Below are 16819 nucleotides of genomic sequence, written 5' to 3' on the forward strand. Positions count from 1 at the left end.
TTTTGTTTTACGGTTTTTTATTAATTGTGTAATTTTACGGCGCAACAAACAAATAAAGATGGAGTTTCAAAATACACGCGAATTCGCAAGGCAGATGGATGCCAAAGATAAACTTGCAAAATACAGGGACGAATTTATTTTTCCTCATGTAAACGGCAAGCAGGTAATTTACTTTACAGGTAACTCACTTGGGTTACAGCCAAGACGAACAAAAGCTTATGTTGATGAGGTAATGGATGATTGGGCAAAGCTGGCTGTAGAAGGTCACTTTTATGCCGATAAGCCATGGTGGGATTATCATGAGCGTTTTTCTGCTCCGTTAAGTAAAATTGTAGGTGCATTGCCAAGTGAAGTAACGGTTATGAATACTCTTACGGTAAACCTTCACCTGCTTATGGTAACGTTTTACCAGCCTACACAAAAAAGATATAAGATTATTTGTGAAGAGAAAGCTTTTCCAAGCGATCAGTATATGATAAAAAGCCAGGTTAAATTCCATGGTTTTGAGCCTGAAGATGCTATTGTGGAAATCAAGAGACGTCCGGGAGAACATAATATAAGAAAAGAAGATGTTCTTAATACTATTAAAGAGGTAGGCGATGAGCTTGCGCTTGTTTTAATAGGTGGAGTAAACTATTATACAGGTCAGGTGTTTGATATGGAAACCATCACTAAAGCAGGTCAGGAAGCCGGTGCTTATGTAGGATGGGATTTGGCACACGCTGCGGGTAACATTCACCTGGAACTTCATAACTGGAATGTAGACTTTGCTGCATGGTGTAGTTATAAGTATATGAACTCAGGTCCGGGTAATGCATCGGGTGCTTTTGTTCACGAGATGCACCATAATGATTTAGATCTTCCTCGTTTTGCAGGATGGTGGGGTCATAATAAAGAAAGAAGGTTTTTAATGGAGCCTCAGTTTGATCCTGTTCGCGGTGCAAACGGATGGCAGGTGAGCTGTTTGCCTATATTGTCGCTTGCACCATACTTAGCGTCAGTAGAAATGTTTGATGAGGTAGGTATGCCTGCACTTATTCAAAAAAGAGACTGTATAACTTCTTACTTAGAGTTTATTCTTCATGAAATTGATAAGGAAATCAACGGTAATTTTGAGGTTATTACTCCGGCAGACCCTAAAGAAAGAGCCTGCCAGATTTCGGTTTATCTTCATGGTGAAGGAAGACAACTGTTTGACTATTTAATGAAAAGCGGTGTGATTACTGACTGGAGAGAGCCAAATGTGATCAGGTTAGCACCGGTGCCTTTATACTGCTCTTATGAAGATATGTATGAGTTTGGACAGATTTTAAAAGAAGGAATCCTTTCACACAGAAAATAAGGAAATGACAAAAGAACAAAAAATAGCAGGGTTCGACCCAAGTCAGCCGGGACTGTCTGATGCCAGTATCTTTGGTTTGCCATTCACGGCACAAGAGAGCGAGATTATTATAGTACCTGCTCCGTGGGAAGTTACAGTGAGTTATGGTGCGGGAGCTTCAGAAGGTCCTGATGCCATAATGGAAGCTTCATTTCAGGTAGATCTGCATCACCAGGAATTTCCTGAGCTTTGGAAGTTGGGAATTTACCTTGATCAAAATAGTCAGACGGAAGAGTGGGCTGATAAAAGCAAAAAATATAAAAACCTTGCCCAGCCTATTATAGAGGCACTGGAAGGTGGAGAAAATATTGAGGATGACGCTACCCTGAAAGCTAATCTTGAAGAGATTAATGCTATTTGCCATGAATTTAAAAATGAGGTAAAAGCAAGGATACAGTACTGGATGGAGCAGGGCAAGAAAGTTGTTCTTTTAGGTGGGGATCATAGTACGCCGCTGGGTTATTATGAGGCCCTGGCTTCTAAGCATGACAATTTTGGTTTGCTTCATCTTGATGCACATATGGATCTTCGTGTTGCTTATGAAGGTTTTACCTATTCACATGCATCCATAATGTACAATGCACTTAAGTTACCGCAAATAACAAAAATCGTTCAGGTAGGTATCCGTGATTTTTGCCAGCAGGAAGTTGAAGTGGCCGAAGCAGAGGGTAGTCGTGTAAAGATTTACACAGATCGCGACCTTAAAGCTGAAACTTTTGAAGGTGTAATATGGAAACAGCAATGTGATGCTATTATAGCACAGCTGCCGCAAAAAGTTTGTATCAGTTTTGATATAGACGGTATGTACCCTTGGTATTGTCCTAATACGGGAACTCCGGTTCCGGGAGGTTTCTCTTTTGAGCAGGCAGCCTATTTATTCAGCAGGCTTGCAGAAAGCGGAAAAGAAATTATAGGTTTTGATCTTGTAGAGGTAGCTCCGGGAGAAGAAGGTGATGACTGGGATGGTAACGTAGGCGCCAGAATGCTTTTCCATATGTGTGGTGTTTTGGCAAAAAACACCGGTATGCAAACCGGGAATGTAATTAAGTTTTAATAAACTTTTAATATGTAAAAAAGCCCTGCATTGCTGCGGGGCTTTTTTATGCTGTAAAGTAAAGCTTTTAAGGCCTTCTGCCTGTTGCAAGCCTGTAAAGAACTCCTATAATGGCTAATACTAATAAGATATGTATTAAACCACCTACCGATTCTCTAAATCCAAAAAATCCTACCAGCCACCCTATAACCAGGATTACGATAATTAACCAGATCAAATCTCTCATAACTTAAGTTTTTTATAGTTAGTAGGTTAAAATTACACATTCTAATGCGGGTGTGTTAATTAATTAAGAAACCTTTAGGTGCAAAAGTTTTCTTAATAAAATTCTGAAAGTGAAATAAATGCCGAAAAACAGGGGCTTGTTTTATTTATTGAGTATTTTTGCAGTGTTTTAGATTTTTTTCCATGCAAACTCCCTTAAAAATTGCAGTAGTCGGTTCCGGTTTAGTAGGATCGCTTTTGGCAATATACCTTAAAAGAGCAGGGCATACCGTACACGTGTACGATCGCAGCCCCGACATCAGAACCATTAAGTTTTCAGGACGTTCCATTAATCTGGCAATGTCACACAGGGGCTGGAGGGCACTTGATGAAGTAGGCTTGGGAGATGAGATAAGGCAGATAGCTATCCCTATGGATAAAAGAGCCATTCATATTGTTGGCGAGCCTCTGGCTTTTCAGTATTATGGTAAGGATGGCGAAAGTATATACTCGCTTTCACGCGGACTTCTTAACAGAAAGATGGTTACGCTGGCAGAAGCTGAAGGGGTGGAGTTCTTTTTTGAAACAAAAATTTGGGATGTAACACTAGCCGATGCTACACTTCATGCAGGAGAAACCGAAAGGGGAGAATGGAGTGAGCTAAAGTACGATAAAGTGTTTGGAGCTGATGGTGCTTTTTCAAGGGTACGCCACAGGATGCAAAGACAAAGTATGTTTAATTATTCTCAGGAATTTTTAAATACTGGATATAAGGAACTTAATATTCCGGCAAACGAAGACGGTACCCATAAGCTGGATAAAAATTCACTTCACATCTGGCCAAGAAACGATTTCATGCTTATAGCACTGCCTAATCTTGACGGTAGCTTTACATGTACATTGTTTATGCCGTTTGAAGGTGAAAATTCTTTTGAGGCCTTAAAGGATAAAGAAAGTCTGGAAAATTTCTTTGCTACTTATTTTCCTTCAACTATAGATGTTATTCCTGATCTGGTTGCAGACTTCTTTAAAAATCCTACCAGTACACTGGTAACGATGAAATGTTATCCTTGGACATATAATGATAAAGTAGCCCTTATAGGTGATGCCTGCCATGCTATTGTTCCTTTTTACGGTCATGGTATGAATGCCGGTTTTGAGGATATTACTATTCTTAATCAGTTAATGGAGCAATGTGGTGACGATTGGGATACTATATTTAAGGAATATGAAATAAGTCGTAAGCCTAATGCAGATGCTATAGCTGAGTTGTCTTACCGTAACTTTATGGAAATGAGCTCCAAAACGGCAGACGCAAAATTCCTGTTGCAAAAGAAAATTGAAAAATGGTTTTCTGCCAAACATCCTGATAAGTGGCTTCCTCTGTATAGTAGGGTAACATTTAGTTACAGGCCATACTCTGAAGCGTTAGCGATAGGAGATCAGCAAAAAGCTATTATGGATGAAATAATGCAAATAGATGGCATAGAAGAAAAATGGAATAGTCCCCAAGTGGAACAAAAAATAATAGAGCTGCTTGATTAAGCAGCTTTTTTTATTCTTCTCTGTTAGCAGCTTCAATTGTAAAAGCCGGTAAGCATACAGCTATATATTCGCAGGGTTCATCAAAAGGGTTGGAGTACTGTACCCTTGCACTTTTCATGATTTTTATAGATTGGCCGCTTTCCAGTATAATCTTCTCATCATTTATAATAAACTGTTTCCTTCCTTTTATTATATAGGTGTACTCGTCAAACTCCGGGGTTTGAAACGGTTCGCTCCAGTGTGGCGGGGCTATCATATGGGCAATAGAAACATTATTATCTCCGTTAGAAGCTTTGCCGAAATGTTCTTCTATTAATTTACCATCATTTGTAGGTACTATAAAGGGACTTTTTTGTGTAAAATATTGTTTCATAAGAAGTTATTTTTTAATTAAAATATGGCTATCCGTTAGTTAATCTGACGTTTTGGTCGTAATTTTATAAAAAATGTACTACAAAGTAAGATGTTTTTTTGTCTAAACGGAGTATTATTTGCTGTGGAAATGGTCAAAAAAACTATTTTACAATGCGTGCACAATAAAATTATGGCTTTTATGTTATTTATACAGAATCTATATTAATTTAATTGAATTTATAATGAATGTCAGTATTATACCTAAAAAATTAGAAATTGTATAAAGCACTAATGTAAATTGGGTGTTTATGTAAGTTTAAGATTGTGATAATTTAATGTTAAGAAACGAGAAAAAAAATCATTTTGTTTTTTTTTATCTCCTAATAATATAAATTTGCCAATCTTATTTTAAAAAGTAGAAAATTAAACAATAAGAACTATTATTAAAAATCAAAAAGAACTAAATTTTTAAAAGAAATGGCAAACGCATCTATTCAGAAGGTTGAAAAAAAAGAAGGAGGGTCTAAAGGATCAAATTTATTTGCAGCTTTAGCTATTGTATCATGTATTATCGTTGGAGCTTTAGTATGGAGATACATTATGGGAGCACCATCTAACTTCGTTGATGGAGACAACACAGGTCACCCGCTACCTGGTAACTATCTAGGTATGGTTTACAAAGGTGGATATGTAGTACCTGTACTAATGGGTCTTTTCCTTATGTCTGTAGTATTCTCATTCGAGCGTTTCTTCGTTATCTCTAAAGCAGCTGGTAAAGGAAGCGTTGAGGCATTTGTAGCTAAAGTACAAAAACAAATAAGCAGCGGAAACATCGCTGAGGCTATGGCCGAGTGTGACAAACAACAGGGAACTGTTGCTAATGTTGTGAAAGCTGGTCTTTTAAAATATGAAGAGGTTAAAAGAGAAGGTTTTGACAGCGAAAGAGCTGAGGCTGCTATTCAGCAGGAAATTGAAGAGGCTACTTCTCTTGAAATGCCAATGTTAGAGAAAAACCTTGTAGTTATCTCTACTCTAGTATCAATTGGTACGTTAATGGGTCTATTAGGTACGGTAACAGGTATGATTAAGGCGTTCTCTGCTCTAGGTGCAGGTTCTACTCCGGATTCAGCTCAGCTTGCAAACGGTATCTCTGAAGCACTTATCAACACTGCAACAGGTATCTCAACTTCAACGTTAGCGATTATCGCTTACAACTCATTTACTTCTAAAATTGATAAATTAACTTACTCTATCGATGAGGCTGGTTTCACGATTGCTCAAACTTACAGAAGATTCAGAGCACGTGCTAACAACGCATAATTGAGTTAAAGAGTTAAGTCTAATAATAAGTGAGGTTTGAAAGTGTGATTGTATAATGCACACTTTCAGGCTTTGCAAAAGCTAATAAATTTAAGAATGGCTAAAGTTAAAGTATCAAAGAAAAGCACAAGGATAGACATGACCGCAATGTGCGACGTGGCCTTTCTTTTGCTATCGTTCTTTGTAATGACAGCTACTGCAAAGTTGCCTGAGCCGCATCCTGTAGATGCGCCCGCTTCAACTGTGCAGACTAAGCTTCCTGAGGAAAACCTGGCTACCATTACTGTAGGTGACCAAAAAGTTTTCTTTAGTGTATTAGGTAAAGAGGTTAGAAGAAAAACCTTAGAGCGTATATCTGAAAAATACAATGTTCAGTTTACTGAACAGGAATATGAGAAGTTTTCCAACATTCCTGGTTTTGGTGTTCCGGTTAATCAGCTTAAAGGCTTATTAAAATTGGATATTGCCGAGATGAATGAGGAAGATCGTCAGCAAGGTATACCTTATGACACTATTAATAATCAGCTTGGTGACTGGGTTAAATTTGCCCGTGAAGCGTCTAGAGAATTCCTTAATGAGGAAATGGCAGCTGGTAAAGATGTTAAGTATGTAGACCTTGATGTTGCTATTAAGGGTGATGCTGACGAAGACTATACTACTGTCAAGCGAGTGATTGATATCCTGCAGGAGCAAAAGAAGAACAGATTCTTCCTGGTTACAGGTTTACGAAACGAAGATTTTTAATATTATAAAAATAATATAAAATGGCAGAATTAAATACCGGCGGCGACGGTGGCAAAGGAGGCAAAGTAAGAAGCAAGAAAATGAACCCGGGTGTCGATCTTACCGCGATGGTAGATTTGGCATTCCTTTTGATTACTTTCTTCATGCTTACCACGTCATTGTCAAAACCACAGTCAATGAACTTGGCTATGCCTGATAAAGAGCAAGATCCTAATAAGCCTGAGGATAATACTCCTGTTCCTGATGATAGGTCAATGACTGTTTTGATGGGAAAAGATGATACAATTCTTTGGTATATGGGTCAGTTTGAGACTCCGCTTGTAGCTCCTACAGAGACTAAATACGGTAAAGAAGGTATTCGTCAGGCGTTATTACAGCGCATATCAGCTGTGAAATCTGTCTACGGAGACAATAAAGACAAAGGTCTTATTGTTATTATAAAACCGAGTGACAAGACACACTACAAGAATCTTGTAGATATTCTTGATGAGATGGCAATTACCAATGTACAGCTTTATGCTATTGGTGATATATCTGAACCGGAAGTGAAATTGTTAGAAGAAAAAGGAATGTATTAATTCCGGTTTCAGCTAACCAAAACTTATTATTATGTCAAAACTTAATATTTTCGATAAACAATGGATTGACCTTGTTTTTGAGGGCCGTAACAAACAGTATGGTGCTTACAAACTAAGATCAGAGAACCCTAAAACTACGGTAAGGGCTCTTATCATCGGTTCATTGCTTTTTGTTTTCTTAATCTCTCTGCCTAAAATTTATGGTGCTTTTGATAAGCTTGTAGGTAAGAAAGATGCAGAAAAAATTGATAAGGTGATTGAGGTTGTAGATTTACCACCTCCGCCAGTGGAAGATGTTCCACCGCCGCCGCCACCACCACCAGTAGAGCAAAAACAGGCTCCTAAGTCGGTTGTGGAAGAGGTGAAATTTAAACCGCTTGAGGTTAAGAAAAAAGAAGAAGTTGTAGAAGAACCGCCAAGAACTGAGCAGTTTGAAAAAGCTGACCCAAGTTCAAGAAATGCTGAGGCAAGCCCAACAGGAGAAATCAATATCGGTACTCCTTCAGGTGACTTAGATAAAGGTGTGGAGCCGGAAGATAATAATGTATATAACACTGCTGGTCTTCAGGTACAACCTGAGTATCCGGGTGGTATGGACTCTTTCTATGCATATGTAAGAAATAATTTTAACCCGCCGGAGGTTGACAGGGATATGACCGTTAAGGTTTTCGTTCAGTTCGTAATTGAAAAGGACGGCTCTATGACTAACATTAAAGTACTTAGAGATCCGGGTTACGGTATGGGTAAAGAGGCTATCCGTGTTCTTAAATCAATGAAAAAGAAATGGCAGCCGGGTGTTCAGAATGGTAAGAATGTAAGGGCATCATTTACCCTTCCTATCACAATGAACCTTAAATCTTAATAATATACCAGAGATGTTTTCACGCAGAAACACTCGAAGACAAACACAGAAATCGCCTGTAAAGCGATTTCTGTTTGTTTTTGGCTTGGTCTTCTTTTTAATGTATTTGGGCTTAGGCCTTATGATTATTTTTTGGAAAACTTTACCTTTGCCACTTTCACGTAATCAAAGGCTGGCTTTAGGCATAATTTTGATTGTCTATTCTTTCATACGCTTTTACAGGCTATGGCAACAACAGAATGACAGGGATTAATATAATCTTGTAATGAAAGATAAAATCAAATACATATTTTTTTCACTTTTACTGGCTTTAACTGTTTCAGGAACTTTTTATTCGTGTAAGAATAAAACAGATGAGAACGGTGAAACTGTAATTGAAGAAACGCTTACTTCCGGTGAGATTACAATTCTTACCGATAATACAATATCTCCAATAGTTGAAGATGTACTCACTGTTTTTCATAGTGTTTATACCAGAGCCCATATTAAACAGGTTAACAAAACAGAGAAAGAGATTATTCAGGCATTATTGAATGACTCTGCCAGCGTAGCCGTTTTGCCGAGAAAACTTACTTCTTCGGAAGAAAAATATTTTACTAACAGAAAGATTACACCAAGAGTTACCGAATTTGCCACAGATGCCATAGCTTTGTTGGCCAACTCGAGAACTAATGATACGGTAGTTAATCTTGAAGATGTATTAAATGTTTTGAGAGGAAAGCCTTCGGGTAAGGTTAAAAATCTTGTTTTTGATAACCCGGGTTCCAGTACTGTAGAGTATATGTTGAAAATGGCTGGAGTAGATAAACTACCCGAAAGCGGAGTTTATTCTGTAAAAAACAATGAGGAGATTATAAAATATGTGCATGATAATGCAGGTGCAATAGGTATTATTGGGATAGACTGGATAGTACAGGCACCTGAGCATCTTACACAATATATTGACGAAATTACAGTTTTAGGAGTTGATAATGTTAAAATGGACGGGGCTGAGAAGAAGTATTACAAGCCCAATCAAAGCAATATAGCTACCGGAGCCTACCCGTTAACAAGAAAGCTATATGTGTTAAATTATCAGACCAAACAGGGTTTAGGCATGGGTTTTGAAATCTATATAAGCGCACGTGAAGGCCAGCGTATAATTTTAAAGTCTGGGCTTTTGCCTGCAGAGATTCCTACGAGAGAGATTTCTGTTCGTAAGAAATTATAAGAATTGAATAACGTAATAATTAAATAGTATACATTTAAAGGAGATTAAAATGAAAGAATTAAAAATCATTGGCTTGTCATTATTGGTTTTCGGTACGGCTAATGCACAGGATGCAGAGCAGGCTAAAAAAGCTATCGATGCCGAACAATATCAAAAGGCCAAAACAATTTTAAAATCTTTAATTGCATCTGATTCGGATGAAGGGAAAAATTACTTCCTTTTAGGAGATGTTTATTTAAAACAAACAGAGCAGGATTCTGCAGCAATGTACTTTAACAATGGTTTAAAGGCAAAACACGATGCTGAATATAACACTATAGGTTTAGGTCATATAGATCTTGACAACGGAAATGCATCAGCAGCGACTGCTAAGTTCAAATCAGTAGAAGATGAGCTGAGAAAAAAAGATGTTGAGCAGCTTATCTATATAGGTAGGGCTTATATCGATTCTGATAATCCTGACTATAAGAAAGCAATTGCCGTACTAAATAAAGCCATAGAAAAAGATTCTAAAGCAGCTTCAGCTTATCTTGCTTTAGGTGATGCTTATATTGGAGACAGAAATCATAATGAAGCATACAGAGCTTACCGTACTGCTACATCTTATGATCCAAGTCTTTTAAGAGCAGATCTTCAGTTAGGTGTAATTACTAAAAACACAAGAGCTGCTTTCCCTGAGGCTGTAGAGGCTTTCAATAAAATATTAGCAAAAGACCCTAACTATGGTCCGGCTTACCGTGAGCTTGCTGAAACTTATTACCTATGGGGTAATACAGATACTAAAAAATACAACGAGTACATTAAGAAAGCATTAGAGTATTATGAGAAATACATGACACTTACTGATTACTCTCTTAACTCTCGTATGAGACATGCTGACTTCTTAGTACTTGCAGGTGACTATAAAGCACTTGAGGCAGAGGCTAAGAAAATGCAACAGCTGGATAAAGTTAACCCTAGAATACTTCGTTACCTTGCTTACTCGGCTTACGAAAATGGGAACTATGCTGAGAGCATCAAGGCAATGACTGAGTTTATGGCTAAAGTTGAGCCTAAGCGTGTTATTGCAAGAGACCACCTTTACCTTGGTTTAGCCGAAATGGCTTCAGTAATCAGTGAGGATGCTCAGGGTAATACTATTATTACTGATCAGGCAGTGTTTGATAAAGCAATTACAGATATTAAAGCTGCTGCTGAAAAAGATATTGACATTACAAACCAGTTTAATGCTATTGGTAAAAAACTGTTTGGACAAAAACTTTACGGACCGGCTTCTGTAGTGTTTGAAGTGGCTACTACAAACCCTGATAACAGAAACCTGTTCTATGATAACTTCTACCTTGCTTACTCTGTTTACTACGATCACTTAAACAAATCAGAGGAAGCTCAAAAAGAAAATGCTGTACAATTAGGTAAGGCAGATGTGGCTCTTGACTATGTAATTAAAGCTTCTCCTGATGCTCAGGATGCTTATTTATACAAAGCGAGAGTTAACCAGAGAATACAGTCTGACGAGGCTTACCAAAAAATGGCTGATGCTTACAATGAATACATCAGAGTTGTAACAGAAAAAGGTACTGCTGAAGTTGCTAAACAAAAAGCTAACCTTATCGAGGCTTATTCAAATGCAGGTTCTTACTATGCAGTAACTGATACTGCTAAAGCAATTGAGTATTACAACAAAGTTTTGGAGCTTGATCCAAACGATGAGTATGCTAAACAGGAATTAAAAAGGTTAAAGCCTTAATTGAATGAATAAACAAAAAGCCGACAGTTAACTGTCGGCTTTTTTTATGGGTTTGGCGAAGCTTCTTTTTTTATATGTATCTTTGCCAACTATTTTGATGTAAAATGCTGAAGAAAGATATACAAATAGCAGTAGAAAAAGGAGAAATGCTTCCGTTGATGGAAGAGTTCTACACTATACAGGGTGAAGGTTACCACACAGGTACTGCTGCCTACTTTATTAGGGTAGGAGGTTGTGATGTGGGTTGCCACTGGTGTGATGTTAAGGAGAGCTGGAATGCCGATTTACATCCGCCCACTCATATAGAGTCTATTGTTGAGAATGCAAATAAATATGCTAAGACCATTGTTATTACAGGTGGAGAGCCTTTAACATGGGACATGGGGCCTTTAACCCAAAGTCTAAAGGAAAAAGGATTAAGGATACATATAGAGACATCGGGAGCATACCCGCTTTCCGGAACATGGGACTGGATTTGCCTTTCGCCTAAAAAAACCAAGCTTCCTGTAGAAGGGGTTTACGAAAAGGCACACGAACTTAAAGTGATAATACATAACAAGCACGATTTTATTTTTGCCGAAGAACAGGCGGCAAAAACCAACAAGGATGCCATTTTATTCCTTCAGCCGGAATGGAGTAAAAAGGAAGAAATGACTCCGCTTATTGTTGATTATGTAATGGCTAACCCTAAATGGAGAGTATCTTTACAAACACACAAATATTTAAACATACCGTAAATCATTAAACAACTAATATTATAACTTATGAAAAAATTGCTTTTAACTTTAGTTTTAGTTCTTGCAGGAGCAACAGCTTTTGCTCAGGATGCATTTAAACAGGATGCTCTTAAGTATATTCAGCTTACTGAGCAGAGACAGATTTTTGAAATACTTACTAAAGATATAGTTAGTCAACTTCCGGCTGAAAAGCAGGCTGACTTTAAAAAAGAACTGAATACATCTCTTGATGGACTAATGGATAAAATGGCAGACATGTACATGCAGGAGTTTACTCATGATGAAATAAAACAATTCATCAAGTTTTATGAAAGCCCTGCCGGTAAAAAATTAGCCGGTAAAACTGCTGTGTTGTATGAGAAAGGACAACAGATTGGTCAGGAATGGGGAATGGGACTTCAGGGAATCATGATGAAATACATGCAGTAATCTGCAGGTAGATATAAATAAAAAACCGGCTAATGCCGGTTTTTTATTTATTGTAATGTGAGTTTGGCTAAATAGTCAAAATGTTCGCCTTCTATAACCAATTCGCAGTTTAAACCATTAGCATGAGCCGCATTCTGTAAAGTGTTATAATCTATATACAGCCAGTCAAATGTATCTTCCTTTTCTCCTTTATAAGTGATGGTAAAAGTAAGTTCACCATAATAATCGGTATCGGTAGGTATCCATTTTCCGCCATCTTGATCTTCATCAAACATGTATATAATGTCAGAAGAGTCTATTAGTATCTGACCGCCGGGATTAAGAAGAGATTTTAGTTTTTCAAGATAAATGGTGCAGTTTTTCAGTTTACCGAAAATACCGGTACCATTCATAAGAAGAATAATAGTGTCAAACTTTTCATTATTCAGTTCCAGTACATCTGTAGTACGCACATCATTTATCCCTCTTAGTTTACAGGCTGCAACTGCATTGGCAGAAATATCGATAGCAGTAACATCCAGCTTTTTGCCGTTTTGTAGATAAAGGGCATGGCTGCCGGCACCACAGCCTACATCAAGTACACGTCCTTTGGCTAGAGACAAAGCTTTTTTCTCAATTTTGGGCATTTGTTTATAATCCCTGAAAAGATAGGCCACGCTCATTTCATCTTCTTCAGATATTGAAGTTTCTGTAATAATATCTTCGGGATTGTTATTGGTTTGATAATCCAGTATCGCTTTGCCAAAAAGGTCTTTCATTTTTTTATACTTTTGCTGCAGAAAATAATATGATCAGTGTGATGGAGAATTTTTTAAACCAGCTTCCAAAACTTGCCAAAGATAAGCATAACGAAAACAAAAAGTTTTTTGATAAGCTGAAAAAGAAACCACCCAAGAACCTGGATTATATTATGCAGGATCTTCATGACAGGGAATTTGAAAGAACAGACTGCCTTACCTGTGCCAATTGCTGTAAGACTACGGGTCCGCTTTTTACAACGGCAGATATTGAAAGGATAGCAAAACATCTCAGAATGAAGCCGCAGCAATTTATCGACAAGTACTTAAGAATTGATGAAGATAACGATTATGTGCTGCAAAGTGTTCCTTGTACTTTTCTGGATGCCGAAAATTATTGTATGATTTATGATGTAAGGCCTAAAGCCTGTAGAGAATTTCCGCATACCGACAGGAAGAAGTTTCAGCAGATAGCTAACCTTACACTTAAAAATGTAGCCATTTGTCCTGCTGCTTATAATATAGTAGAAGAAATGAAAAAGAAAATAGTATAACATTTATGAAAACCGTAAAAAGATTATCGCTGCTTTATATACTTGCTTTTGCAGTGTCATGCTCCCTGTTTTTTATAAACTTTAATGTAGTTGAATCTTCCTGGGAAGTAAAAGTGTTTGAAGTGCTAACCATATCACTTTTACTGTTTGTCGCCCTGGCTATACTTTATTTTATAATACAATTAATAATAAAGCTTGTAAAAGCTGCTCAAATAAAAAAGCCTTCTCAAAAATAGAGAAGGCTTATGTTTATATAAACAGTCTTATTAGGCTGCTACTTCTTCATGGTATTTTAATTCGTTTATAATACTTTGAAAATGCTCAATTTTTTCGTCGATATATTCAAGCAAAGCTTCAATATTATCCTTAAGCATATTAAAAAAGTCTATAACCTGATCGATGTAGCCTTTTGCTTTCTCAATCATCCTTATAATGTACTGTATTACATTGTCTACTGTTTCTGCTATATTCATGGCTAATTTTTTTTTGAGATTAATACTTAGCAGAAAATTACAAAACAATATCAGCAACTAAAAGAACTTTGTAATAACATTAAGAATTAGAGTCACTATTCAGTGTAAATAAGATATTTTTTTCGGGTTTGCTTAAAGTCTGATAATCCTTTTGTCCAACTTTCTCTTATTTCTGTTTCGCTTTTACCTGCTTCAATCTGCTCCTGAAGCTTTTTGGTTCCTGCAAGCTTAGTAAAGAAAGGTATAAAGAACTTTGATTTGTCCTCGGTTTTCTTGTAAGCATCAATTAGCCATTTAAGTTCTAGCTGATTTACATGTTTAATGTTTGATAAGTCTTCTCCGTAACAGGTTTTGCTATTATATAAAGGGTCTTTTGCACCTTCATTAGGTGCTGGTGTAAAGCTAAATCCTTTTTTAGGTAAATAGGGTGAGCCATATACCTGAAACTGTTTGTTTGTGCCTCGGCCTACGCTAACATTGGTGCCTTCAAAAAAACAAAGGCTAGGGTAAAGATTAATGGCTTGGTCGTTTGGCAGGTTAGGGGAAGGTTTTACCGGTAGGTGATATTCCATATCTCTATTGTAGTTTAGACATGGTATAACTATAAGCCTACATTGAATACCATCCTTCAGCCATTTTTCACCATTTATCATTTTGGCATATTCCCCAATGGTCATTCCGTGAAGTACAGGGATAGGGTGCATGCCCACAAAACTGGTGTTTTCTTTTTCCAGAACAGGGCCGTCAATAATACTTCCGTTAGGGTTTGGCCTGTCTAATACAATAACCTGAATGTTATTTTCTGCGCAGGCTTCCATTACATAATGTAAAGATGATATATAAGTGTAAAAGCGTGCACCTACATCCTGAAGGTCGAAAAGCATGATGTCTATTCCCTGAAGCTGTTCAGGCTTGGGTTTTTTGTTGTTCCCATATAATGATACTATAGGCAGTCCTGTTTGTTTGTCTTTACCGTCTTTAACATGTTCACCGGCATCCGCTGTTCCTCTAAAACCATGCTCTGGAGCAAATATTGTTTTAAGGTTTACTTTTTGGTCTACTAAAAAATCTACTATACTCATGTCAGACTCTCCTATGTTTGTGCCAGACTTTTGTAATGTAAAGTGTAATATCCCCGTCTGATTGGTAACAATACCTACTTTTTTGCCTTTTAATAAAGGTAGGTAAGCAGTGTAGTTTTCAGCTCCCGTTTTAATATGGGCAATAGGAAGATCTTTTGCTGTAGTATTTTCACCATTGACCTGTTTTTCCTCTTTAGGGCTTTCAGTTTTCGTCTTTTGGCCCGAAATCGAATTTCCACAGGCGGCAATTAATATAAATGAGAATAAAAATGTATTTTTGAGCAAAGAATAAGATACCATATAAATTGAATTTAGAATATTTTATAGCCAAAAGGCTTGTTTCTGCAAAGAACTATAAAAGTAGTATTTCGGCACCAATAATAAAAATAGCAATAGTGGCAATTGCTATAGGTATTATTATGATGGTGGTATCTGTGGCAGCAGGTGTAGGGCTTCAGGATAAGATACGTGAAAAGATATCTGCTTTTAACGGCCATATTATTATTTCCAATTTCGATGACAACCAGTCGGAGGTTAGTGTAGAGCCTATTTCCATACATCAGGATTTTTATCCTGAGTTTAAATCTGTACAGGGAATAAACCATGTTCAGGCTGTTGCGTCTAAGGCTGGGATTATCCGTACTGAAAAAGCTTTTGAAGGGGTTATATTTAAAGGAGTAGGAAAGGACTATAAATGGGATAATCTGCAAGAGTATCTTATCGAAGGAAGAATTCCGAATCTTAAGGATAAACTGAACGAAGAAATCATTCTTTCAGAATATATGGCAAAAAGGCTTGAACTTAAAATAGGAGACAGGTTTACTACTTATTTTATGAAAGAGGATGGTAACGGAATGCCTAATATGAGGGTTTTTGAAGTTGTTGGTTTATTTACGTCCGGTTTTCAGGAATTTGATGCTACTATAGTAATAGGTGATATAAGGCATGTGCAGCGTATTAATAAGTGGAAAAAGGACCAGATAGGTTCTTTTGAGGTCTTCGTAGATGATTTTACTAATATTGGAGAGAAAGGAAAAGAAGTATATAAGGCGTTACCTCCTACATTGGATAGCCGTACCATAGAAGATAAATACCTTAATATATTTGAGTGGCTAAAGCTTTTTGACTTTAATATACTAGTCATTATTACAATTATGATAGTGGTATCTACTATTAATATGGTTGTGGCATTACTTGTTTTAATACTTGAGCGTACGCAAATGGTAGGAATGCTTAAGGCGGTTGGTGCTACTAACTGGAGTATCAGAAAAATATTTTTATACAATGCGACCTACTTAATAGTAAAAGGACTTCTTTGGGGTAATGCTATAAGTATAGGTTTATTGTTGATTCAAAAACATTTCGGGATTATTACCCTTAGGCCCGAAAGTTATTATGTTAGTGTAGCGCCGGTAAGTTTTGATATACCTTTTATATTAGCTGTAAATGCAGGTACTATTATTATATGTATGGCTTTATTACTTATACCATCTTATATAATTACAAAAATATCGCCTGTTAAGGTGCTTCGATTTGATTAGATATTGAAAAATCCTTAATTTGAATATATAAGAAACGATGCTTTTTGAAAAAACAGCATCGTTTCTTATTTTAGGCTAAATATTTTTTAAAGTTTCTCCTATTGCTGGTTAAAAAAGAGTATTTTTTTTCCTTGTCAAAAACCACCTTATCAGGTAGTTATGAAAAAGGGTTAAAAAAAGATTAAAAAAAGGGTATTAAAAGTTTGCGGGAGTGGAAAAGATGGCTACTTTTGCACCCGCAATAAAGGCACACGTTCTTAGAAAAAC

At 36.9% G+C, this 16819-nt stretch carries 19 protein-coding genes; 14 read left to right on the plus strand and 5 right to left on the minus strand.

Translation table 11 applies throughout. The features are described 5' to 3' along the window. Positions 1-58 precede the first annotated feature (58 nt). Positions 59-1342, plus strand: coding sequence for a kynureninase (kynU, locus tag NU09_RS08810; RefSeq protein WP_129750912.1), 1284 nt, complete (start codon positions 59-61; stop codon positions 1340-1342). A 4-nt stretch (positions 1343-1346) separates the two neighbouring features. Further along, a complete protein-coding gene (locus NU09_RS08815) occupies positions 1347-2435 on the plus strand; it encodes an agmatinase family protein (RefSeq protein ID WP_129750913.1) in 1089 nt (362 codons plus the stop codon). A gap of 67 nt (positions 2436-2502) precedes the next feature. On the opposite strand, the gene NU09_RS08820 is transcribed toward NU09_RS08815, so the two are convergent. Continuing rightward, positions 2503-2661: a lmo0937 family membrane protein gene (locus tag NU09_RS08820; RefSeq protein WP_129750914.1), complete on the minus strand. Its 159-nt coding sequence runs from the start codon at positions 2659-2661 to the stop codon at positions 2503-2505. Positions 2662-2843: 182 nt separating this feature from the next. Between NU09_RS08820 and NU09_RS08825 the strand changes: the two genes are divergently transcribed. Further along, positions 2844-4184 carry an FAD-dependent oxidoreductase gene (locus tag NU09_RS08825; protein WP_129750915.1) on the plus strand — a complete coding sequence of 447 codons (1341 nt, stop codon included), beginning with the start codon at positions 2844-2846 and terminating at the stop codon, positions 4182-4184. Positions 4185-4194: 10 nt separating this feature from the next. Here NU09_RS08825 and NU09_RS08830 read toward each other — a convergent pair whose 3' ends face one another. Beyond that, entirely contained in the window at positions 4195-4557 is a 363-nt protein-coding gene (locus NU09_RS08830; protein ID WP_129750916.1) for a cupin domain-containing protein, read from the minus strand. Between the two features lie 458 nt (positions 4558-5015). Here NU09_RS08830 and NU09_RS08835 point away from each other — a divergent pair, with 458 nt between their 5' ends. The 8 genes from NU09_RS08835 (at position 5016) to NU09_RS08875 (ending at position 12165) form a co-directional block, all read left to right on the plus strand. Beyond that, entirely contained in the window at positions 5016-5858 is an 843-nt protein-coding gene (locus NU09_RS08835; protein ID WP_129750917.1) for a MotA/TolQ/ExbB proton channel family protein, read from the plus strand. 96 nt (positions 5859-5954) lie between these two features. Continuing rightward, on the plus strand, positions 5955-6602 hold the full coding sequence (locus tag NU09_RS08840) for an ExbD/TolR family protein (RefSeq protein WP_129750918.1): 648 nt from the start codon (positions 5955-5957) through the stop codon (positions 6600-6602). A gap of 20 nt (positions 6603-6622) precedes the next feature. Continuing rightward, positions 6623-7180: an ExbD/TolR family protein gene (locus tag NU09_RS08845; protein WP_129750919.1), complete on the plus strand. Its 558-nt coding sequence runs from the start codon at positions 6623-6625 to the stop codon at positions 7178-7180. Positions 7181-7211: 31 nt separating this feature from the next. Continuing rightward, positions 7212-8042 carry an energy transducer TonB gene (locus NU09_RS08850; RefSeq protein WP_129750920.1) on the plus strand — a complete coding sequence of 277 codons (831 nt, stop codon included), beginning with the start codon at positions 7212-7214 and terminating at the stop codon, positions 8040-8042. A 265-nt stretch (positions 8043-8307) separates the two neighbouring features. Then, positions 8308-9252: a PstS family phosphate ABC transporter substrate-binding protein gene (locus NU09_RS08860; RefSeq protein ID WP_129750922.1), complete on the plus strand. Its 945-nt coding sequence runs from the start codon at positions 8308-8310 to the stop codon at positions 9250-9252. A gap of 49 nt (positions 9253-9301) precedes the next feature. Then, the gene (locus tag NU09_RS08865) at positions 9302-10999 is read left to right on the plus strand and encodes a tetratricopeptide repeat protein (protein ID WP_129750923.1); all 1698 of its coding nucleotides are present in this window, start codon (positions 9302-9304) and stop codon (positions 10997-10999) included. A 104-nt stretch (positions 11000-11103) separates the two neighbouring features. Next, positions 11104-11736 carry a 7-carboxy-7-deazaguanine synthase QueE gene (locus NU09_RS08870; RefSeq protein ID WP_129750924.1) on the plus strand — a complete coding sequence of 211 codons (633 nt, stop codon included), beginning with the start codon at positions 11104-11106 and terminating at the stop codon, positions 11734-11736. A 27-nt stretch (positions 11737-11763) separates the two neighbouring features. Then, complete coding sequence (locus tag NU09_RS08875) at positions 11764-12165, plus strand: DUF2059 domain-containing protein (RefSeq protein WP_129750925.1); 402 nt, start codon at positions 11764-11766, stop codon at positions 12163-12165. 47 nt (positions 12166-12212) lie between these two features. Here the strand turns inward: NU09_RS08875 and NU09_RS08880 are convergent, their stop codons facing one another. Next, the gene (locus NU09_RS08880; protein ID WP_129750926.1) at positions 12213-12923 is read right to left on the minus strand and encodes a class I SAM-dependent methyltransferase; all 711 of its coding nucleotides are present in this window, start codon (positions 12921-12923) and stop codon (positions 12213-12215) included. 41 nt (positions 12924-12964) lie between these two features. On the opposite strand from NU09_RS08880, the gene NU09_RS08885 reads away from it, so the two are divergent. Both NU09_RS08885 and NU09_RS08890 read left to right on the plus strand, forming a co-directional pair. Next, entirely contained in the window at positions 12965-13456 is a 492-nt protein-coding gene (locus NU09_RS08885; RefSeq protein ID WP_129750927.1) for a YkgJ family cysteine cluster protein, read from the plus strand. Positions 13457-13461: 5 nt separating this feature from the next. Further along, positions 13462-13692 carry a hypothetical protein gene (locus NU09_RS08890; protein ID WP_129750928.1) on the plus strand — a complete coding sequence of 77 codons (231 nt, stop codon included), beginning with the start codon at positions 13462-13464 and terminating at the stop codon, positions 13690-13692. A gap of 30 nt (positions 13693-13722) precedes the next feature. Here the strand turns inward: NU09_RS08890 and NU09_RS08895 are convergent, their stop codons facing one another. Beyond that, positions 13723-13929: a hypothetical protein gene (locus NU09_RS08895; protein ID WP_129750929.1), complete on the minus strand. Its 207-nt coding sequence runs from the start codon at positions 13927-13929 to the stop codon at positions 13723-13725. A gap of 95 nt (positions 13930-14024) precedes the next feature. Then, positions 14025-15311, minus strand: coding sequence for an exo-beta-N-acetylmuramidase NamZ domain-containing protein (locus NU09_RS08900; protein ID WP_129750930.1), 1287 nt, complete (start codon positions 15309-15311; stop codon positions 14025-14027). Between the two features lie 5 nt (positions 15312-15316). Between NU09_RS08900 and NU09_RS08905 the strand changes: the two genes are divergently transcribed. Beyond that, positions 15317-16552, plus strand: coding sequence for an ABC transporter permease (locus NU09_RS08905; protein ID WP_129750931.1), 1236 nt, complete (start codon positions 15317-15319; stop codon positions 16550-16552). The last annotated feature ends 267 nt before the right edge of the window (positions 16553-16819 follow it).

This window comes from Flavobacterium beibuense, from assembly GCF_004151245.1.
Lineage (GTDB): Bacteria > Bacteroidota > Bacteroidia > Flavobacteriales > Flavobacteriaceae > Flavobacterium > Flavobacterium beibuense_A.